This window comes from Streptomyces flavofungini, assembly GCF_014650815.1.
Lineage (GTDB): Bacteria > Actinomycetota > Actinomycetes > Streptomycetales > Streptomycetaceae > Streptomyces > Streptomyces flavofungini.
The window spans coordinates 570,552-591,043 of record NZ_BMVR01000004.1 but is presented as its reverse complement, the minus strand read 5'-3'; the positions used below and the strand labels follow the sequence as shown (position 1 = coordinate 591,043).

Below are 20,492 nucleotides of genomic sequence, written 5' to 3'. Positions count from 1 at the left end.
CCGGACGCGGGACGCGCGCGGCCATCGGCAGGTCAGCCGCAGTCCTCGCTGGACCCGCTCTGGCCGACCCGCAACACCCCGCCCCCCGTGTTCGCGCTGTCGCGGACGCAGTAGCCACGGGTCTGCTGGAAGACGAGGTCGGCGGGGCTTGCGGAGCCGCGTTGGGCGGTGAAGGTGCTGAAGCGGATGCCCGTGCTGTCGTTGGCGACGACCGCGGGGCGGCCGTCGTCGGACGCGAAGCGGACCTCGCTGTCGATGAACGTGACGTCGTCGGCTCGGCGGATGTACCAGCCGTAGCCAGGCCGGGTGCCGATGCTCTTCGGGTTGTAGTCGGTGGACTTGTTGCTGGGGACGTCGGTGGACATGGTGCCGTTGCCGCCGGGGACCGTCAGGTCGACGTTGGTGAAGGTGACGTCCTTGATGCGGCTCTGCCCGGACTCGCCCCACAGGGTCGGCGAGAAGGACGGGGTCGAGCCGGTCGCCTTGACGTTCGTGTAGGTGATGTCGCTGATCGAGCCGACGCCCGGGTTGTTGCCGCAGCGTTTGCGGTTGCCGATCTTCTGCATGATCGGGGAGCGCACGCCGGTCATGGTGATGTCCTTGTAGTGCACGTCGGAGATCCTCGAGCCGTCCATCGACACCATGCCGAGGCCCGACTTGTCCGAGCCCTCGATGCGGATCCGCTCGAAGCGGTAGTCCGTGAAGTCGCCGCAGGTCTCCGAGCCGAACATCAGGGCGTTGCAGCATCCGGCCGACAGATACGAATCGCTCACGCGCACACGGCCGTTGGGGAGTTTCGCGCCCAGCGCGTAGTCGCTCTTGAACGCGAGCGCGTCGTCGTTGGCGTCCAGGTGGGCGCCTGTGACGGTCACGTCGGTGGTGTTGATGACGTTCCAGCCGTCGCGGTCCATCGCGGTGTCGATGGTGAGCCGGTCGGAGACGACGTCGTCGCAGCCGTTGACGAGCGCCGCGAAGTGGCCACCCTCGCGCAGGGTGAGCCCGTCGCCCAGGCGCAGGCCCTTGCAGCGCGTCAGCGAGATGATCTTGTCGGCCTCGCCGGATTCCGGGTTGCCGGTGATCAGGGCGCCGTCGCCGTCGATGACGCCCTCGCCGACGAACGCGATGTTGCTCAGCCGGTCGCCGTGGATCATCGCGTTGTGGAAGTGGCTGTGGCCGTAGTCCTGGTAGTCGTCCCACTCGTTGGGCTCGGGCGGGTCGTAGTCGTCCGCGCCGTTGCCGGAGAGGGTGGCGCCCTTGTCCACCTGGAGCGTCACATCGCTCTTCATGTGGAGGGTGTTCTTGGATTCGTACGTCGAGCCACCGCCGGGCAGGCGCACGGTGCCGCCACCCGCGCTGTTGGCCGCGTTGACGGCCCGCTGGATCGCGGGCGTGTCGTTGGTCGATCCGTCGCCCTTCGCGCCGTAGTCGCGGACGTTGAACTCGGCTGCGGGGAGCGGCCGTTGAGGTGCCGGTGCGCGCGCCGCGGTGGCCGCCTCCGCGCGGACCCGGACGGCTCCGGCGGACGGCCCGTCGAAGACCGCGAGCACCGCGAGCGCGGCGAGGCCCGCGGCCAGGGCTCCGGTGCGTGTGCGTGATCTGCTCATGTCCCGTCCCCTCGCTGTGCGTCGGCGGCCCGGGGCCCGTACGCCCGCGGACCGTTCTCGCTCCCGGCCGGGCCGTTCTCACCCCGGCCTGGCCGGACAGCGGCCGCCCGCCCCCACAGCGCGCGGCCGCCGCCCGACCGGTCGGTGGCCGTGACTAGCCGATGGTCACGCGGAGGATCTTGTCCGCGCCGTCCGGCTGCCCGCCGTTGCCGTCCGCGTTGGTCGTGGACAGCCACAGCGCCTTCGCGCCCGGCACGGTGGTCACCGCGCGCAGGCGGCCGTACTGGCCGACGTAGAACGCCTTGGCCGTGCCGACGTTCTCGTTGTCGGCGTTGATCGGGATGCGCCACATGCGCTGGCCCTTGAGGGCCGCCATGTAGACCGCGCCGTCGACGATCGCCACCCCGCTCGGGGAGGCCTCGGCGACGCCCCACGTCTTCTTCGGGTTGGTCATCCCGGCGACGTTGCAGTTGCCTTCGCAGGTCGGCCAGCCGTAGTTCTTGCCGGGCTTGATGAGGTTCAGCTCGTCCTTGGTGGCGTCGCCCAGCTCGGCCTCCCACAGGCGGCCCTGCGGGTCGAAGGCGATGCCCTGCGGGTTGCGGTGGCCGAGGCTGTAGACGTAGTTGCCGAAGGGGTTGCCGGGGGCGGGCTTGCCGTCCCGGGTCATGCGCAGGATCTTGCCGTTGAGGGAGTTCTTGTCCTGCGCGAGCGGCCGGTCCTGGGCGTCGCCCGTGGTGGCGTACAGATAGCCGTCGGGGCCGAAGGCGAGGCGCCCGCCGTTGTGGTACCTGGCCTTCTTGATGCCCTTGAGCAGCACGGTGTAGCCGCTGAGGGAGGAGCCGTCGTACGTCATGCGCGCGACGCGGTTGCCCTCGGACGAGGTGTGCATGACGTACACGTAGTGGTTCGTCGCCCACTGCGGGTCCACGGCGACGCCCATGAGGCCGCCCTCGCCGCCCGTCGTCTGGGACTCGGGCACCGTGCCGACCTGCTTCTTCGTCGCGCCGTCGGCCGAGATCGACCAGACCCGGAAGTCGTCGCGCTCGGTGACCAGCGCGGACTTGCCGTCGGGCAGCCAGGAGGTGCCCCAGGGTATGGTCCAGCCGGTCGAGACGGTCTTGATGTCGGTGGGCTCACCGGCGGGCGCGGCCGGAGCGGCCGACACCGACGGGACGTACGCCACCACTCCCGCCGCCAGCGCGGTGGCCGCCGCCAGCGCCACCTTCCGCGCCAGGCCGGTGTTCCTCGTGTTGCCGTGCATGCGAACCTCCATGTGGGGGGTCAGATGGGGGTGTCGTACGAGGTGCTGACGCGCCGTCAGCCTCCGTACTGGGCCACGATCTTGGTGAACTCATAAGGCTGCTGGCCGATGCCGCTGCACGAGTCGCCCGCCGATCCGCCGCCCGCGCAGGAGCGGTCGCGGTTGACGGACCAGAAGGCGAAGCGGGCGATGTGGTGCTGTTGCGCGTAGCCGAGGATCTTCTTGAAGTCGGCGGTGGTGACGGTCTCCCCCGCCACGTCCGTCCTGCCGTTCATGGACGAGACGCCGATGTGCCGGTAGGCGTCGGTGTCGCTGTAGCCGTAGGCGCTCCGCACGGTGTTCTTCAGGCCTTCGAGGGCGCTGACGGAGGCCTCGCCCATGGTGCCGCTGTGGCCGTCGAAGTCGAACGGCATGATGACCCAGGCGTCGGCGGCGAGCCCGGCCCGGGCGCCGCGCTGGATGAGGTCCTTGCCGGTGGCGTCGGGGCCGTTCGGGGTGGTGCCGAGGGTGACGTAGGTGACGATGCCCGGGTTCTTCTGCTCCACGATCTTCAGCGCGTCGACGACGCGCTGACGCACGGTCGGGTTGTTGAACTCGGTGTTCTCGATGTCGACGTCGAAGGCCTTCAGCTTGTACGCGTCGATGACCTTCTGGTAAGCGGCCGCGAGGGCGGTGGCGCTGGAGCACTTCTCGCCGAGCTTGGCGCCGCTCCAGCCGCCGACGGACACGACGATGTCGCCGCCCGCCGCCCGGATGGACTTGATGGCGGACTCGTCGGAGCCGCCCTTCAGCGGACGGCTGCCGTCCCAGGCGGGGTTGCAGCCGCCGTCGGACAGGATGAACGCCAGCGTGAACCACTTGACGCCGGTCGCGGCCATCACGTCGGTGGGCTTCTGCGGGCTGCCCCAGCCCAGGTACTCGTAGGGGGCGGCGTGGATGGTGCCCGCGGCCTTGGGGGCGGCGGTCTTGGCGGCGCCCGCGTCGGCGGCCCCGGTGCCCGCGCTGTCGGCGGCCGCGGGCAGTTGGGACAGTCCGAGGAGGGCGGCGGCGGCCAGGGCCAGGCCGCTCAGGGAGGTGAGTCGTCGCACCGTCGATTGCCTTTCGTACGAGCGTCAGCAGGTGGGTTCAGACGAGCTGGTAGCCGCGCATGCCGGTGAGGAGCATGTACGTGTTCTGGAGGGAGCCCGAGGTGTCTCCGAGGGAGCGGTAGATGCCCCACTTGGGCCGCACCCGGTCGGCGAGGAAGGTGTCGATGCCGGTCTTCGACTTGTCGATGACGGTCGTGCCGCCGCTCTTGAGGATCCAGCGCACGGACCCCGACGAGCCGTCGCCGATCTTGATCTGGAAGTCGACGTCGGTCCACTTGTCGTGCAGCGGCGCCAGGTCGGTGCGGCCGATCAGGATGTCGTCGTCGAAGATCTTCAGCTCGATGGTCTGCTTGCCGTCGACGCGGCGCAGCGACTGCACGACGATCGGCGCGCTGCCCGCGCCGGGCTGCTTCATCTGCATGATGTGCGTGAAGCTCGTCGTCGCCTTCAGCGTGCTGGGCAGGAACATGCGGTACGTGACCCGCCAGGTCTGCCCCCGCTGCCAGGTGAGGAACGAGTTGCCGGTGCGCAGCCCGGTGACCTCGTGGCGCTGGCGGTCGTCGCTGGTGTCGCGGTCGACGGTGTGCATGGTGAAGCGGAAGTTGTCGCCCTCGGCGAAGATGTGCGGCTTCGCCGCCGGGTGGGAGTTGGCGCGGTCGTCCTCCAGCGTCTCGAAGGCGCGCAGGCCGACGTCGCGGGCGGACGGGGACCAGCGCAGCTGCCAGTCCGCGGTGGGGGCCGCGGCGGCCGGCGAGAGGCCCACCGCGGTGGCGGCCACACCCGCGCCGGTGCCGAGCGCCGCGGCGAAGAGGGCTCTGCGGGAGGGGGTCATGAGGGGGTCACCTCTGCTTCCTGAGTTGCTCGTTCATGATCAGAAATGCCCCGAGCCCGTGGAAGTCGTTGGTCTGCCGGGGGCGGGCGATGTAGAAGGCGTAGTCGCCGACGTTGGTGCCGATGGAGATGTCCGTGAGGTTGGTCAGACCGTCGGCGCCGAGCGAGATCTTCTTCAGGACGCCTTCGTAGCCGCGGCGCGCGACGCCCTGGTACGACGGCGCGACATAGCCCTTCTCGGCGGCGCGGGACAGGGCGAAGGTGAACATGCTGGAGCAGGACGTCTCCGTCCAATTGCCTTCCTGCGTCCCCTTGTTGACGACCTGGAACCAGCGACCGGTCGCCGGGTCCTGGGCTTTCGCGATGCCCCCGGCCAGCTTCCGCACGTGGCCGAGCAGCTCGCCACGCCCGGGGTCGCTGCGTGGGGTGGCGTCCAGGACGTCGACGGCGGCCATGGAGTACCAGCCGATGGCCCGGCACCACTGCTCCGGGGCACGCCCGGTGTCCTTGTCGGCCCAGCTCGCGGTGCGCGACTCGTCGTACGCGTGCTGGAACAGGCCGTTGTCCGCCTGGAGGTGGCGCGCGTACACGTTGAGCTGCTCGACGGCCTCGCGGTCGGTGTACGCCTCGTCGCCGAACTCCTTGCCGTACTCCACGAGGAACGGCGTGACCATGTAGACGCCGTCCGACCAGAGTTGGTGCGCGCGGCTGTCGGTGTCGGCGTGCCAGAAGCCGCCGTCGCCGGTGCGCGGGTAGCTCTTCAGACGGTCACGGATCTTCCGGGCGGCGACGCGGTAGCGGTCCTCGCCGGTCTCGTGGTGCAGGATCACCAGGAGCCGTCCGGCCTGCATGCTGTCGAGGCTGTTGAACTTCTGCCCGATGTTCCCGTCGCCGTCGACGAACCGGTCGACGTAGCTCTTGATGTACGTCAAGTAGCGGGCGTCGTGGGTGCGTTGGTACGTGCCGTACTGGCCGAAGAGGTAGAGGCCGACGGGGTAGGACCAGCCGCCGATGGAGGTGGGCGTGAACCGGGTCGTGGTCGAGTCGACCAGGGCGCGGGACCAGTCGGTGCCCCGAGGCTGCGCGGCGTGCGTCCGGTCGGGGGCGGGCGTCCGGTCGGCGGCAGGCGGGCCCTCGGCCGCGGCGGGGGCCGTCTGCGCGGTGAGGGCGGCGCAGCCCGCGAGGAGCGCGGCCAGGACGGCGCGGGCCGCCTTGCCGCGCGGTCCCGTGGGCGGGGCGGGGGGCTTGGGCGGGGCGGACTGCAGCGGGGTCGATATCGGTGAGGTGGGTGAGCGATGGCGGCGCATCAGGTTCCTCCCTCGCGGTAGGCGTAACCGGGGTGGTCCGGTGCGGGCCCGCGCGCCGCCTCGACCAGGGCGCGCACCACGCCGTGGTCGGGTGAGCGGTGACAGGCGGGGTCGGTGCGGGCGGCGTCGCCGGTGAGGGCGTGGGCCTGGCAGCGGCAGCCGCCGAAGTCGACGGTGCGCAGCTCGCAGGAGCGGCAGGGCTCCCGCATCCAGCCCTCGCCGCGGTAGCGGGTGAAGGCGGGCGACTCCCGCCAGATCCAGTCCAGCGGCCGGTCCCGTACGTTCGGGGCGTCCGCGCCGAGCAGTTCCGCGGCGGCCGGGCAGGGCAGCACCGTGCCGTCGGGCGCGACGGTCAGGGACACCGCGCCCCAGCCGCCCATGCACGGCTTGGCGGTGGCGTCGACGTAGTCGGGCGCGACCCACACCAGCTCCATCCGGCCGCCGAGCCGGGCCCGCCAGCGCTCCAGGGTCCCCCGGGCGCGGTCCACCTGGTCCGGGTCGGGAAGCAGCGCGTCGCGGTTGCGCAGCGCCCAGCCGTAGAACTGGGTGTTGGCCAGCTCGATCCGGTCGGCGCCCCAGTCGAGGCCCAGCTCCACGAGCGCGTCGAGGGCGTCGAGGTTGGCGCGGTGCAGGACGGCGTTCAGGCCGAGCGGCAGACCGGCCTCGCGGACGAGGCGGGCCGCGCGCTCCTTGGCGCCGGTGGCCCGGGCCCCGGCGATGAGGTCGGCGCGGGCGGGGTCGGCGTGCTGCACGGACAGCTGGACGCTGCGCAGGCCCGCGTCGACGAGCCCGGCGAGGCGGGCCTCGTGCAGGCCGACGCCGCTGGTGACGAGCTGGGTGTGGATGCCGGCCGCGTCCGCCGCCGCGACGATGTCGCGCAGATCGCGGCGCAGCAGCGGCTCACCGCCCGACAGATGCGTCTGGACGACGCCCAGGTCAGCGGCCTGCCGCAGCACGTCGCCCCACTCGTCGCCGGTCAGTTCTTCTGACCGACTGTTCAGTTTGACCGGGTTGGAGCAGTACGCGCAGCGCAGTGGGCAGCCGTGGGTGAGCTCGGCGAGGAGGGCCCAGGGCGGTTCGGGGGCAACGCTCATCGCAGCCACCTCTCCGCCCGCAACCGCCCCAGGAACACCGGCACTTCGTCGCCCACCGGCGCGCCCGGGTGGCGCCGCCGCAGCTCCGCGACGATCCCGGCCACGTCCCGCTCCCCGTCGCACAGCGCCACGATGGCGGCGGCGGCACCGCGCAGCACCACGACGCGCTCGGGCAGTAGGAGCAGGTCGGCGCCGCGGACCCGGTCGCGGCGCAGGACGACGGAGCGGGCGAGGACGGGCCGCCAGTCGGGACGTACGAGCTCGTCCTCGGCGGCGTTCGGGCCGGCCGCGCCGGACGGGCGCTCGCCCGCGACGGCCTCACGCATGACCGCCCCCGTCCCCCGCGCCCTGGCCGTCCCGGCCGGACGCCCCGTCGACGGCATCGAGCAGCGCCCACAGCACGTCGCACTTGAAGCCGAGCGCCGCCACCGCCCGCTCCTGCTCCGCCCGGGTGCGGGCCCAGGCACGCACCAGGCCAAGGGCCTCCTGCCCGTCCCGGCCGCCCTGGCCGACGCGGCCCCGGAAGTAGCTGAGCCCTTCGGTGTCGATCCACGGGTAGTGCTGCTCGAACGCGGCGATGCGGGTGCGCATCAGATCGGGCGCGGACAGCTCGGTGAGGGAGGCGGCGACGGCGTCGAGGGCGGGCCGCAGACGGCAGAAGTTGACGTACCCGTCGACGGCGAGCCGCACCCCGGGCAGCACCCGGGAGGTGTCCAGCAGCTCCGCGCGAGCGAGCCCCGCGGCCTCGCCGAGCCGCAGCCACCGCTCGATGCCGCCCTCGCCGGGGCGGTCCCCGTCGTGGTCCCTGATCCGCCGCGACCAGCCCCGGCGTAGCGCGGGGTCGTCGAACTTGGCGAGGATCAGGGCGTCCTTGATGGGGATGTGCCGCTGGTAGTGGAAGCGGTTGGCGATCCAGCGGCGCAACTCGGCCCGGGTCAGGGTGCCTTCGTGCATGCGTACGTTGAAGGGGTGGCGGTCGTGGTAGCGCGCGGCGGAGACGGCGCGCAGCCGCTCGGTGAGTTCGTCGGGGGTCCAGGGCGCGTCGTCGGCCCCGGCCGCGGAGTCCGCGGCGGTCTTGACGGTTGCGGTCACAGCTCGATCACCATCCGGTCCCGCGCGACTTCGAGTCCCCAGTCGGCGAGTTGCTTGTGCTGCTCGGCGTCGGGGTCGCCGAGCGGGTTGGTGTTGTTCAGGTGCGTGTACAGGCACCGTCCGGGCAGCCCGGCGAGCCGGTGGGCGGTGCCGCCGGGCCCGGCGATGGGCAGATGGCCCATGCCGGTGGCCGTGCGGTCGCTGAATCCGGCTCGTCGGGGTTCCTCCTCGCCCCAGAAGGTGCCGTCGACGAGGACGACGTCCGCCTCGCGGGCGGCCTCCTCGAAGGCGTCGGTCCAGGCGGCGAGCGCCGGGGCGTACAGGACGGTGCGGCCCGTCCCGGTGTCGTGCAGGCGCAGGGCGACGGACCAGGCGGCGTCGTCCGGGCCGAGGCCGGCCGCGTAGCGCGGCCGCTTGGCCGAAACGCGCACCGCATCGACCCGCACTGCTGAATGGTCGTTCAGTTGCTGCCGCGCGCCCGTGAGCTCGCGCCAGCGCGTCCGCGTGTACGGGTCGAGCACGGCACCGAGCCCGAGGCGGTCCCGGACGGCGTCGAGCACCGGCGCGGTGGCGAGCACGTCGACGCCGTCGCGGGCCTCGCGCAGCCGGGCGATGCCGAGGGTGTGGTCGAGTTCAGCGTCGGTGAGGACGACCCCGGCGAGCGGGGAGAGCCGGGTGTCGGCGGCCGGCCCCGGTGCGGGCAGCAGCTCGGGGCAGGCCTCGATCTGCTCGCCGATGTCGGGGGTGGCGTTGATGAGGTACCAGCGGCCGGGGCTCGCGCGCAGGGCGAGCGAGGCGTGCAGCCGGCGGCGTTCCGGGTGGGCGCGCGCCCCGGCACAGCCGGGACACGCGCAGTTCCACTGGGGGAGTCCGCCGCCCGCCGCGGTGCCGAGCACCTGGAGCAGCATCGGGCGGGTCTACCGGTCGGCGAGGCGGTACGCGGTGACCTCGAGCGAGGTCTCCACGATCGTGTACTCCGGGGTCTGCCAGCCGGTGGCGGGCCCGGTCTCGGGAGAGACCGAGGTGACCTCCGACGTCTCCATCTCGTGAGTGTTCATGCGCGTGTTCCTACCCTTCCTGAAAAGTGGGGGTTCAGGAGTCACTGGGACGAAATGCCACGCATGCGTCCAGGGAGTTCACATGGATGGCCTGCGTTCAGTGACGTGCAACAGAGTTGCGTCATGACGGGACGCGGTCAATGGTTCGGACCGATAAGGTCGGAGCTATATCTAGCCATTCTCAGGGCGCCGTACAGCGGGAACGCCACGCCAGGAATGCGCCACGGCCCCTGATCGTTGACCATGGACGTACCACCCGACGACGTCATAAGGATCGAGAGCTCGTGAGCAAGGTCCCCCCGATCATCCTGAACAACGGCATCGAGATGCCGCAGCTGGGCTTCGGTGTCTGGCAAGTGCCGGACGACGAGGCGGAGCGGGCCGTGGCGACGGCCCTGGAGTCCGGGTACCGCAGTATCGACACGGCGGCCCTCTACGAGAACGAAGTGGGCACCGGCAAGGGCATCGCCGCCTCCGGTATCGACCGCGACCAGCTCTTCGTCACGACGAAGCTCATGAGCACCGACCAGGGGTACGACCGCGCGCTGCGCGCGTTCGACGCCTCCCTGGAGCGGCTGGGCCTGGACTACGTCGATCTGTACCTGATCCACTGGCCGGTCCCGTCGGAGGACAGGTACATCGACACGTACAAGGCCTTCGAGAAGATCCACGCCGATGGCCGCGCCAAGTCCATCGGTGTCTCCAACTTCCTTCCGGAGCACCTGGAGCGCCTCATCGACGCCACGTCGGTGATCCCCGCGGTGAACCAGATCGAGCTGCACCCGCACCTCCAGCAGCGCGCCTCCCGCGCGTACCACGCCGAGCAGGGCATCGCCACGGAGGGCTGGTCGCCGCTCGGCCAGGGCAAGGGCCTCCTGGAGGTCCCGGCGATCGTCGCCATCGCCCAGAAGCACGGCCGCTCGCCCGCCCAGATCGTGCTCCGCTGGCACATCCAGCTCGGGAACGTGGCCATCCCCAAGTCGGTGACCCCCGCCCGCATCAAGGAGAACATCAACGTGTTCGACTTCGAGCTGGACCCGGAGGACATGGCGGCAATCAGCGCGCTCAACGAGGACCGGCGCCTCGGGCCCGACCCGGCGGAGATGTAGGTCCTGCCGGACGGGTAACTCCTCCGGACCACCCGCGTCGGCCGTTCAGCGGCGGCGCAGGTGGTCCAGCTCTTCCCGGATCCTGAGGGACTCGGGATGGTCGGCGCCGAGTGCGGGGGCCACATGCTGCCCGGCCCACTCAAGAAGAGCGACCGCCTGCCAGACATCGCCCACGGCGGCACAGTGGTTCACGGTCGTGCGGTACGTCACGACGGCACTCTCGGTGTCACCCGCCTCCGCGTACAGCCAGGCGACGCGACGGACAGCGGCGAGCGTGTCGGGGTGCAACTCCCCCTGTGCGCCGCGCCGCAGCTCCAGGGCCTGCGCGTACGCGTCGAGGGCCAGGTCCAAGTGGTCGGCGTCCAAGTGGACGCGGGCCATGGCTTCGAGCGTCGTCACGGTGTCGGGGTGCTGCCTGCCCAGCGCCGCCGTCCTGAAGTCCAGAACCCTCTTGTACAGCCTGAGGGCTTCCGGCACATTGCCGACCCCTCGCTGGGCCTCCGCGAGCCGGTCGTAGGACGGCCAGGTGTCGGCGTGCCCGTCCCCCAGTGATCTGATCTGAGCGTCGAGGACGCGTTCGTGCAGCGCGATGGCCCTGCGCCAGGACCCGGCGCAGCTGTGCGCCTCGGCGAGGTGTGCCACCGTACGCAGGGTCCCAGGATGGTCTTCGCCCAGCTCGGCGGCGCGGACCGCGAGCAACTTCGCGTACTGCGCGATCGCGCGCTGCCAGTTCTCGTCCCGCGCGTACAACGCCGCGAGCCGGTCCCGCAAGGCCAGGGTCCCCGGGTGGCTCGCGCCGCGTACCACCGTGCTGTGCCCCACCGCCTCCTCATACGCCTCGATCGCCCGGGGCCGAAGGCGCTCGGAGCCTTCGTACACATACGCCAGATCGCCCATGGCCCTGATGGTCCGCAGGTGGTCGTGCCCGAAGACGTGACGGCAGGCGGCCAGCGTCGACTCCGCCGCGCTCCGCGCCCGCGCGTCATCGCCCGCCCTGTGGGCGGCAGCGGACAGCTTGCCGCGTACGTAGATCGTGTGGGGGTGCTCGTCGCCGAGCATCCTGCGGCACTCGGCCAGGATGTCCTCGTACACGGACAGCGCGTCCTGCGCGTCGTCCTCCAGCAGGGTGTCCGCGAGGCCCGCGCGTGCGGTCAGCGCGTGCCGAACGAACTGCGGGTGCCACCCCCTGCTCAGCTGTAGCACCGCGTCGAACTGCTGCCGGGCCTCCGGCACGGACCCCAGTTCCAGGTACGTCGCCGCGAGTTCGAGCCGGAGCTCCAGGGTCTCGCTCCGTCCCGCACCGAGCGCCCTGCCCAGGGTCAGCACCGTGCTCTCATACAGCGCGATGGCCCGCCGCACGTCCCCTGCCGCCCGGTACGCCCCCGCGAGCTGCCCGGCCGCCGCCAGGGTCTCGGGCGCATCCGCCCCGGAGATCCTGCGCAGGCTCTCGACGGCACGCTCCAGCATCCCGACGGCCCGGTCCGGCTGCCCTTGGGCGAGGACGTATCCCGCCGCCAGCGAGAGCGAGGAGGCGAGCGGCGCGGAGTCGTCCTCGGGTCGGACGTGCTCCGCCAACGCGAGGACGTGCGGCAGCACTTCGCGCCAGCGGGGCCAGGCATAGACGGCGTTCGGGTCCCGCGGCAGGGTATTGGCGAGGCAGACGGCGGCCTCGGCGCGGGCCCAGGCGACGGCCTCGCGGCTCCGCAACGGGGTGGAGTCGTCCGCCGTGCGGACCGCGGACTGGACCCCGGGGCGCACCCGGATCACCTCGTCGTCGACACTGACGAGGTCGAGGCCTTCCAGGAGCCGCAGGGCGCTGCCCAGCTCCCGGACGCCCGCCATGCGGGACACCACCGAGCGCGGTACGGGATCGGGTGCCAGCCACGCGAGCATGTTCAGGAGTCGCGCCGCCAAGGGGTCCTTGGACGCGCGCACCACCCGCGGCAGCAGGGAGGTCTCTTCGTGGCCCGGACGGCGGCCGATCAGCGTCCGGTACTCCGCGACGGACATTCCCGTACGGGCGATGTCCGCCGCGGCCCGCACCACTGCGGCCGGATGACAGTCGAGCTCCTCACAGAGCGCCGCCGCGCCGTCCAACACCGCCCCAGCGCCCGCCCGAGTCCTCAACAACTCGACGGCCTCCGGGAGTTGCAGCGCACTGAGCGGCAACGACTTCAGGGCGACGTCCAGGCCCTCATGGAGCATCGAGCCCCATCCGGCCGTGTTCCGAGTGGTCACCAGGACCCGGCCGCCGGAGTCGAGTCGGGCCAGCAGCTCGCGCACCTCGGAGGAGTCGCGCACGTCGTCGAGAACGAGTACCCAGTCCGCGTGCGAGGCCAGCCACCGCACAGTCCATTCGATGCCCGCGCTCCGGGGCAGCGCGGGCACGACAGCCGGGTTCAGCGCGCGACCCATCACGTGCAGGCCCTCGTCGATCTCCTCCCGCGAGTCCGCCCGCACCCACCACCGGGAGCCCCCCGGACGGCTCCGCACCCACTCCGCCGCGAGCTCCGTCTTGCCCACGCCCGCCATGCCGTGGACGACGACCACGCGCAGCCTGTCGGCTGAGTCGCCGGTACCGGAGAAGTCCGCTTCCAGGCGCTGGAGTTCGCTGGTGCGGCCGACGAACGACCTGCCGCGCGTCGGGACGTTCGCCACCGCCGGCACAGCGGGCGCGGGCGGCACGACGGCCGACTCCCCCGCCACCTCCACCGGCCGCTCCACCACCGGAATGGCCCGCCCCCGCAACACCCCCAACGCCTCCTCGCTCACCAACGCGAACGGCTCCCCGGCCACCCCGAGCCCCCGGCTCCCCGCCCCCTGGGCCACCGCCACCACCGCCCGGAACGCGCTGGTCGCCGAGCCCGCCCGGGCCTCGATCTCCGCGCCGATGCGGCCGAGGAGCTCGGCGACGGCGAGGGACTCGGGACGCGGCAGGGTCTGCAGGAGGGCGCTTCGCGCTCCCGGTACGAAGTCGTAGAGGCCGCGGGCCGGGTCGACCGGCTCCAGGAGGCCGCTCAGCAGGACCTCGGCCAGGTCGCTGGGCCGTGAGCCGGGCGTGACGCGCTGCTGGATGAGGCGCATCACCGGCAGCGCGGGCACCGACAGGGCGACGTGCGCCGCGAGGTCGGCGGCCGTGGGCGAGGCGGCCGAATGGAAGCGGAGGATGCGTTCGGTGATGGGCAAATCGCCCTCGTCGGCCAGCGGTTGGTCCTGTGGACGGGCGTCGGGGCCGACGTAGGTGACGGCGGTGTCGCGGTGGTGGTCGCCGGCGGCCATGAGGAGCCCGGCCCAGTCGGCCAGCCACTCGGGGGCCAGTTCCAGGACGGGGACGGGGACCGTCCCGGCGGGGCGGCGGGCGTGGCCGTCGTGCGGGGTGAACCGCAGGGCCGTGTTGGGGGCGCCCGCGCGCGGCGCGATGGCGCGGCCGGGGACGGCGGGGGCGGCGGTGCGGCGCCAGAGGCGTTCGGGGAGCGGCTGGAGGAGGGCGGTGGGACCGCGTCCGGCCCACAGGTGCAGGGCGGGGCCCGCCCGGCCGCCCCACCAGTGCGGGCCCGAGCAGTCGCTGAGGACGAGCACGATCTGACGCCCCGTCGGGTCGACCACGGCCGCGGGCGTGAGGGCGGGGCCCCGCGACGAGGAGCGGACGCCGACGCGCTTCCCGAGGTCGGCGAGGCGCCATACGCGTACGTCCCGGAACGCGCCCGTACGCTGCACCGCCTCCCTCAACTCCCGGACCAGAGGCCGCCATACGCTCATCGCCGGACCGGTGTCGACGACGAGGGCCAGGCTGAAGAGCCGGTCGGTGGCGGGCACCAGGACCGGGGCCCAGGGGAGCGATCCGGGGTGTTCCGCGGCGCGCGCGGCCGTCGCCGCCTCGTCGAGGACGCGGCGGCGCCGGTCGGGGACGCGCTGCTTCAGGGGGCGCAGGGCGCGCTGGATGGCCAGCTCGTGGCGCAGGGCCTGTGGGGCGGGTACGAGGACGTCGTCGGCGTCAGTGCCGGGGCGGGCGGGGCCGCGCGGGAGGTGCAGGGCGGTTCTGGCGGGTCCGGGCGCGCCGTCGGCGGGGGCGTCGGCGCCCGCGCGGGCCGGGCCGGGGGCGTCATGCCCGTCGTGCCCGTCGTGGCCGGGGCTGCCGCCCGTCGCGTCCCCGGATCCGCCGGATTCCCCGGCCCCCTCCACGCCCCCGGCCGCCGGGGCGTGGCCGCCGGAAAGCCCCGGTGTACGGGCGCCTCCGGGCCCGCTCCCCTCGCCGAGCGGAGCGGGCGGCCCACCCCCGGCCGTGCCCTCACCCTCGGCCTCGCCCGGCGGCAGCCGCTCCGCCAGCCACACCATCTCGGCCAGGTCCAGCGGGGTGACCGGCGGGCCGAGGGCGGCAAGGAGGTCCCGCAACCGGTCAAGCGTCATCGGACCGCGCCGCTTCGGCGGTCAGGAACGGCATCACCTGGTCCGCCAGCCTCGCGACGCTCTCGGGCGGTTCCGTGAAGGCCGCGTGGTGGCACATGTAGATGGCGTTGAGAAGCTGGTCGTTGGCGAGCAGACCGCCGCTGCGCCGGTCGAAGAACCGCTGGATGACGTCCTGCACACCGACCGGGAGCACGCCGGTGCCGTCCCCGACGACGGGGCCCAGGTGCTCGCGGACGATGGCGGTCAGCTCGTCGAGGGTGGCGGGCTGCTTCAGGTCCACGGTGACGCAGCGGCGCAGGAACGCGGGCGGGAACTCCCGTTCGCCGTTGCTCGTCATCACCACGAGGGGGAAGGCACGGCAGGTGACGGTGCCGTCGCGGATCTCCACCCGGTCCTTGGTGCTGTCGGCCGTCATCACCCGGGCGGTGGGTGCCGCGCGGCGGGCCAGCTCCACGAGTTCGTACGAGCCCTTCTCGAAGATGGTGAGCAGGTCGTTGGGCAGGTCGATGTCGCTCTTGTCGATCTCGTCGACGAGCAGGACGCGGGGGCGCGCGAAGGGCAGCAGGGCGGTGCCGAGGGGGCCCAGGCGGAGGTAGTCGCCGATGTCGTCGCCGACGGGTCCGTCGCCTGCGGGGCCCTGGCCTGCGCATCCTTGGCTGGCGTCGCCGCGCGTGCCGTCGTGGCGGGCGCGTTCGGCGGCGTAGAGACGGGTCAGGGGGTCGTAGGCGTAGAGGCCGTCGCGGAGTGTGACGCGGCTGGTGATCGGCCAGTGCAGGACCTTGCCGAGGCCCAGTTCGTGCGCGACGGCGTAGGCGAGGGAGGACTTGCCGGTGCCGGGAGCGCCGGTGACCAGGAGCGGCCTGCGCAGATAGAGGGCGGCGTTGACCTGCCGGACGGCGTCCGCGCTCGGGCGGTAGCTGACGGCCGCGTGCTGGTTGCCGGAGTCGCCGGGCGGGGTGGGCAGGGGCGGGCCGCCCTTGAAGGTCCGCCAGGGGGGCGGGGCCGGGAGGCGGGTGATGCCGTCGTGCGGGGTGCGGGAGCCGGAGTAGATCTGCCAGGAGGCGGGGGGTGGGGCCGGGGCGGGGCCGGTGGGCGACGGGGACTTGGACGGCGGGGCATCGGACGACCAGGCCCCCGACGACGCGGACGACGGGGTCTCGGGCCGTGGGACCTCGGACGACCGGCGCCCCGGCGGTGGGACCTCGGGCGGTGGCGCGTTCTCCGACGGCGGCATCTCAGGCGCTCCCTCTGCTCCCCATGGGGTTCCCCATGGCCAGCGGTGGATCCGGCATGCGTTCCGGGTCGTCCCAGAACAGCGTCAGGCGGTGCCCGCAGTGGTCGGCGTCCCCCTTGTGCGGGGAGTGCGCCGCCTTGCGCAACTTCATTACTTCCAAGGGGAGTCGATCGGGCTCAAGGGTGGCCACGGCATCGGCGAGCCGGTCCAGGAACGCCTTCGGCGCGCAGTGCGCGTGCCCGTCGCCGCCGCAGTCGTGCCGCCGCCACAGCATGATGGGTACACCGGTGTCGAGGGCGGCCGACAGCCAGTCGTCGACGGGCCGGGCGGCGTACGCGAGGGCGCACAGGTCGTCGTCGGCGTCGAGCCAGCCGTAGAACTGCTCGTAGCCGTACGGCAGTCCGCACTCGACGGGCACGGGCCGGGTCTCGCCGCGGGCCCGGACGGTCTGCCAGCGTTTGCGGGTGAGCCGGGAGACGGTGAGCGGCTTCAGGCGTTCCACGTGCCGGACGACGACGGGGACGGTGCGCATGGGGCGGGGCCGCGCGGCGCCCGGCTCGCGGATGTGCCACTCCTCGTACGGCTCGCTCATCAGCCCGGGCGGCACCACGAACTCCAGCATCCAGTCGAACTCGTGGATCCTGCCGACCTGTTCGGCGAGCAGCGCCTCGACGCGCGCCCGCAGCTGCTGGCGGCGGATCCGCACGGGCCCGGCCCGCCCGACCGGCACGCCGTCGACGACGGTGCACACGGACAGCTCCAGGCTGCCGCCGCGGGTCATGGGCTCCGCGCGGAACATGACGGAGCCGGTGGGAGCGCAAGCCTCAGCCCGCCCGCCCCCGCCCCATCCCCCCTGGAGACCGCCGTACAGCTCCCCGCCGAGCACCCCCGCACCCGCGTACTCGCCCTCCCCCGGCATCCAGCGCCGCATCCAGGCCGCGATACCCGGCCCGATGCCGCCCGGCGACCACTGCCCGAGCTCCCGCAGCAGCCGGGTGAGCCGGTCGTCGCCGGTCAGCGTCTCGGCGACGTACCGAACCGCCTGCCACCCGGACCGGAGGTGCGGCGGATCGCGCCGCAGTGTGGGGAACGCCCGCCGCACCGCCACCTCCAGGGTCCGCGCCTCGACTTGCACGTCCTCGAACAGGGCGCGGAGTTCATGGCGCGGTGCGGGCGGCAGCCAGTCGAGGGGCAGCAGGTCGTCCAGGGCCTCCCAGTGGCGGCGGATGACGTCCAGGGAGAGCATCCGGCCGAGGTAGCCCTCCTGGTCACCGGCGAGTACGGCGTCGGTGACGATGCCGACGACCTGGCGGGACTCGATGTCGTACACGGCGGCACCGCTGAACCCCTCGTCGAGCCGCTGGAGGTGGGCCTGCTCGACGTCCATCTCCAGCCATTCGCTGCCGAGTTGGCGGTCCTCGCTGGTGCGCAGCGTGACGTGGGTGCCGATCTCCTCGTGGCCGCGGGGGAAGCCGAGGGCGCGCAGTTCGTACGCGGTGCGGCCCTTCCGGGGCCGCAGCGACCCGAGCGGGGCGAACACGCACGGCGGTACGCGCAGGGGGTCGTCGAGGGTGAGTACCGCGACGTCGCCGGGATCGTCTTGTCGCCGCCAGTCGCCGGACCAGGACACGGTGGCCCGCAGCCCGTCGGCGCACCCGGGCAGCGTCACACGGACTTCACGCAGGCCGTCGACGACGTGGGCGCAGGTGATCAGCCGGGTGCTGTCGACGAGCACGCCCGCCCCCAGCGGAGCACCGCCGCCGACGGTGCCGATGCGGGCACGCCAGTGCATGTCCGCCATTATTCGCCTTGCGCACCCTCGCGGGACCAGGTCAGTTTCACGGTCAAGTGCCCCTCGGCCGCGGTCTTCGCGATGACGGCACCCGCGGCGGCACTGAGCTTCACCCCGAACTCCAGTGAGATCTCATCGGGGTTGAGGGCCTGCGTACGGAAAGTGCGCAGGGCGGAGAGGGCCGCGCCGCGCACGTTGTCGAGCGCCGACTCGAATCTGCCCTCCACGTCGTGGATCTCACCGTTGCCGTCCCGCCGCGACACGGACTTGTACCCCGGGTCCCTGGAGTCCACCTCCACGACGACCGGCCCCTCGTCCGACTCCCACCGCATCAACTCGTTCGCCATGCACGCCCCCCTGGGTCAGGTGTCCCGTTCCCTTCCCTCCACGATCCCTCAACACGTCCTCCGAATACGCCAGAGTGGGCAAATACGTCCGCCCCTGCCGACCAGCCCCCCGGGCAGCAACCCCTCACTCCCTCTATTCAACTTTGACTAGACTGTCCGCATGGCTGAGAAGACCATCCCGCTGCTGCCCTGCCAGACCGTCCAGCCGATCGTCGACTTCTACACCGCACTGGGGTTCGAGACGACCTACCTCCAGAAGAGCCCGTACGCGTACGCCGTCGTCGAACGCGGCACCGTGGAGCTGCAGTTCTTCGGCATGAAGCAGTACGACCCGAAGGTGTCCATCTCGGGCTGCTACATCCTCACGGACGACGTGGAATCCCTGCACGCCGCGTTCCGCGCGGGGCTCAAGGCCGCGTACGGGAAGATCCCGAGCCGGGGGCTGCCGCGCATCGGGCCGCTGAAGGACATGTCCTACGGGGTGCGGCAGTTCCTGATGACCGATCCGGGCGGGAACAGCATCCGCGTCGGCCAGCCGATCAGCGAGGACCAGCAGCACCGGGCCGCCCCGAAGGAGACCTTCGCGCGGGCCCTGCACATCGCGGACCTCTTCGTGGACTCCAAGGAGGACCTGCCGGGCGCCGCGAAGGTCATCGACCGGGCCCTGGCCCTGACCGACGAGCGGCCCACACCCGCGCAGCACCTGCGGCTGCTCGTGCTGCGCGGGGACCTCGCCCAGCGGCTCGGCGAGGACGCCCTCGCGGGGCGGCTGCTGGAGGAGGCGGCCGGGATCGCGCTCACGGAGGAGGAGCGGGAGGAGGCGCGGGACGCGGTGGTGCGGCTGGTGGAGTTGCGGGAGTGAGGAGGTCGGGGGTGCGGCGGTCCGGGGAGGGGGCGGGGGTCGGGGGTGCGGGGGCCGGGGCGGCCCGAGGCAGCCCGGTAACCCCGTCCCGCGCCCCCCTCCGGCGCCCCGCCCCGGTCCGTCAGGCCTCCCGTACCGCCACGTGCACCGTGTGCGCCGTCAGCAGGAACAGGTCGGCGCGCCGGTGCAGGCTCTCCGGGTCCTGCGGGTCGAGGAGGCGGTCGAGGGTGGCGCGGTCCTCGGGGGCGAGGAGCGGGGTCTCGGCCTCGGCGGCGAAGTCGCGGTAGCGACCGAACGTGGTGACGATGTGGGCGCGGGCCGCGTCGTCCAGCGGTGCGGGCAGGTCGACGAGGAAGCTGCGGGTCGCCACGTGGCGCAGGCCGGCCGCGGCGAGCAGCGCGGCCCAGTCCTCCGTGGCCTCCTTCGCGCCCGGCAGGTCGGTCCGCATCCGCGCGAACCACTCCTCGTTGGCCGCGTCCAGGCGGGCCTGGAGGCCGGGGCGGCCGATGCCGAAGTCGCGGGGCAGGCTGCGCGGCGGCAGGCCGCCTTCGAGGATCGCGAGCGCGCCGCCCGGCGCGAGCCGGTCCGCGAGCGCCGTCAGGGCGGCCACCTGGTCGCCCACGTGGTGCACGGACCGAGCCGCCCAGATGAGGTCGGCGGGCGGCAACTCGCCGAGCCCGTCGGGGAGTTCCGCGCGGTGCGTACGCACCCGGTCCGCGAGGCCGAGGCGCGCCGCGCGGTCCGTCGTGCGCTCAAGCAGCGCCTCCTCGGGGTCCGCCGCGATCACCTGCGCCTTCGGGAACACCTCGGCGAACAGGCAGGTGACGACGCCGGGGCCGCTGCCCGCGTCGACGATCAGCGCCGGGTCGCCGTCGGCCGGGCTCCCGTCGGCCGCGGTGCGCCCCGCCTCGCGTACCGCGCGCAGATCGCGCAGCCAGGCTGCCACCTCCCGGTAGACGGGCGCCGTGACCTCCGCGTTCTGCTCAAGGACGGGGGCCATGACGGCCCAGTCGATGTCGGTGTGCCCGTGGCCGTGCCCATGCCCATGCCCGTGCCGGTGGCCGCCCCCGTGGTCGTGGCCCTGCTCATGCCCGTGGCCGCCCGCGCGCTCGGCCCCGTGCCCCTGCCCCGTGCCCGCTCCGTGCGCCATGCCCTCACGCCCCGTCACCGTCATCGCCGCCTCTCGTACGCTCTCCGCGCTCTTGCGTGGTTACGTCGCCAGCGTGCTCCCCCTCCCCCGGTTTCGGCCAGTCAGCTTGCCGTTTCGGCAAATGGGTGCGCTGCCGGGCGGCCGTCCCCGGGCCCGTGCCACCGCCCTCGCGGCCGGAACATCGCGTGCGCGCGGCCGACGCCGTCGTGGAGCACTGTGCGCGGCCGCTGTGAGCTGCGCGCGGCTGCTATGGCGG

17 protein-coding genes are annotated in these 20,492 nt (G+C 72.9%); 2 read left to right on the top strand and 15 right to left on the bottom strand.

Going from position 1 to position 20,492, the window contains the following annotated elements:
• Nucleotides 1–32 precede the first annotated feature (32 nt).
• From IE274_RS12910 to pqqA, 10 genes are all read right to left on the bottom strand, one after another.
• Nucleotides 33–1,604: a glycoside hydrolase family 28 protein gene (locus tag IE274_RS12910; protein WP_190115796.1), complete on the bottom strand. Its 1,572-nt coding sequence runs from the start codon at nucleotides 1,602–1,604 to the stop codon at nucleotides 33–35.
• 154 nt (nucleotides 1,605–1,758) lie between these two features.
• Entirely contained in the window at nucleotides 1,759–2,865 is a 1,107-nt protein-coding gene (locus tag IE274_RS12905; protein WP_190115795.1) for a PQQ-dependent sugar dehydrogenase, read from the bottom strand.
• A 56-nt stretch (nucleotides 2,866–2,921) separates the two neighbouring features.
• Nucleotides 2,922–3,953, bottom strand: a complete 1,032-nt coding sequence (locus tag IE274_RS12900; RefSeq protein WP_190115794.1) for a chitinase — start codon at nucleotides 3,951–3,953, stop codon at nucleotides 2,922–2,924.
• A gap of 37 nt (nucleotides 3,954–3,990) precedes the next feature.
• Nucleotides 3,991–4,785: a heparin lyase I family protein gene (locus IE274_RS12895; RefSeq protein WP_190115793.1), complete on the bottom strand. Its 795-nt coding sequence runs from the start codon at nucleotides 4,783–4,785 to the stop codon at nucleotides 3,991–3,993.
• A 7-nt stretch (nucleotides 4,786–4,792) separates the two neighbouring features.
• Entirely contained in the window at nucleotides 4,793–6,094 is a 1,302-nt protein-coding gene (locus IE274_RS12890; RefSeq protein WP_229909517.1) for a glycoside hydrolase family 88/105 protein, read from the bottom strand.
• Nucleotides 6,091–7,185: a pyrroloquinoline quinone biosynthesis protein PqqE gene (gene pqqE / locus IE274_RS12885; RefSeq protein ID WP_190115792.1), complete on the bottom strand. Its 1,095-nt coding sequence runs from the start codon at nucleotides 7,183–7,185 to the stop codon at nucleotides 6,091–6,093. Before pqqE ends, IE274_RS12890 begins: the two co-directional genes overlap by 4 nt.
• The gene (gene pqqD, locus IE274_RS12880) at nucleotides 7,182–7,511 is read right to left on the bottom strand and encodes a pyrroloquinoline quinone biosynthesis peptide chaperone PqqD (protein WP_190115791.1); all 330 of its coding nucleotides are present in this window, start codon (nucleotides 7,509–7,511) and stop codon (nucleotides 7,182–7,184) included. The genes pqqE and pqqD overlap by 4 nt, the downstream gene beginning before the upstream one ends.
• Nucleotides 7,504–8,277: a pyrroloquinoline-quinone synthase PqqC gene (pqqC, locus tag IE274_RS12875; RefSeq protein WP_190115790.1), complete on the bottom strand. Its 774-nt coding sequence runs from the start codon at nucleotides 8,275–8,277 to the stop codon at nucleotides 7,504–7,506. Before pqqC ends, pqqD begins: the two co-directional genes overlap by 8 nt.
• Nucleotides 8,274–9,185, bottom strand: coding sequence for a pyrroloquinoline quinone biosynthesis protein PqqB (gene pqqB / locus IE274_RS12870; protein ID WP_190115789.1), 912 nt, complete (start codon nucleotides 9,183–9,185; stop codon nucleotides 8,274–8,276). The genes pqqC and pqqB overlap by 4 nt, the downstream gene beginning before the upstream one ends.
• 9 nt (nucleotides 9,186–9,194) lie before the next feature.
• Nucleotides 9,195–9,335, bottom strand: coding sequence for a pyrroloquinoline quinone precursor peptide PqqA (pqqA, locus tag IE274_RS12865; RefSeq protein WP_190115788.1), 141 nt, complete (start codon nucleotides 9,333–9,335; stop codon nucleotides 9,195–9,197).
• 326 nt (nucleotides 9,336–9,661) lie between these two features.
• On the opposite strand from pqqA, the gene IE274_RS12860 reads away from it, so the two are divergent.
• A complete protein-coding gene (locus tag IE274_RS12860; protein WP_190115932.1) occupies nucleotides 9,662–10,444 on the top strand; it encodes an aldo/keto reductase in 783 nt (260 codons plus the stop codon).
• A gap of 45 nt (nucleotides 10,445–10,489) precedes the next feature.
• On the opposite strand, the gene IE274_RS40050 is transcribed toward IE274_RS12860, so the two are convergent.
• Genes IE274_RS40050 through IE274_RS12840 form a run of 4 tightly spaced genes read right to left on the bottom strand, consistent with a single transcriptional unit; the run spans nucleotide 10,490 to nucleotide 18,224 of the window.
• Nucleotides 10,490–14,851 (bottom strand): SAV_2336 N-terminal domain-related protein, encoded by a 4,362-nt coding sequence (locus IE274_RS40050; protein WP_190115787.1) that lies wholly within the window; start codon nucleotides 14,849–14,851, stop codon nucleotides 10,490–10,492.
• Complete coding sequence (locus IE274_RS12850) at nucleotides 14,841–16,085, bottom strand: AAA family ATPase (RefSeq protein ID WP_190115786.1); 1,245 nt, start codon at nucleotides 16,083–16,085, stop codon at nucleotides 14,841–14,843. The genes IE274_RS40050 and IE274_RS12850 overlap by 11 nt, the downstream gene beginning before the upstream one ends.
• A gap of 1 nt (nucleotide 16,086) precedes the next feature.
• Entirely contained in the window at nucleotides 16,087–17,877 is a 1,791-nt protein-coding gene (locus tag IE274_RS12845; RefSeq protein WP_190115785.1) for a VMAP-C domain-containing protein, read from the bottom strand.
• Nucleotides 17,878–17,885: 8 nt separating this feature from the next.
• Nucleotides 17,886–18,224: a CU044_2847 family protein gene (locus IE274_RS12840; protein ID WP_190115784.1), complete on the bottom strand. Its 339-nt coding sequence runs from the start codon at nucleotides 18,222–18,224 to the stop codon at nucleotides 17,886–17,888.
• 160 nt (nucleotides 18,225–18,384) lie between these two features.
• On the opposite strand from IE274_RS12840, the gene IE274_RS12835 reads away from it, so the two are divergent.
• Nucleotides 18,385–19,086, top strand: coding sequence for a bleomycin resistance protein (locus tag IE274_RS12835; protein ID WP_190115783.1), 702 nt, complete (start codon nucleotides 18,385–18,387; stop codon nucleotides 19,084–19,086).
• Nucleotides 19,087–19,207: 121 nt separating this feature from the next.
• On the opposite strand, the gene IE274_RS12830 is transcribed toward IE274_RS12835, so the two are convergent.
• Nucleotides 19,208–20,260 carry a class I SAM-dependent methyltransferase gene (locus tag IE274_RS12830; RefSeq protein WP_229909495.1) on the bottom strand — a complete coding sequence of 351 codons (1,053 nt, stop codon included), beginning with the start codon at nucleotides 20,258–20,260 and terminating at the stop codon, nucleotides 19,208–19,210.
• Nucleotides 20,261–20,492 lie beyond the last annotated feature (232 nt).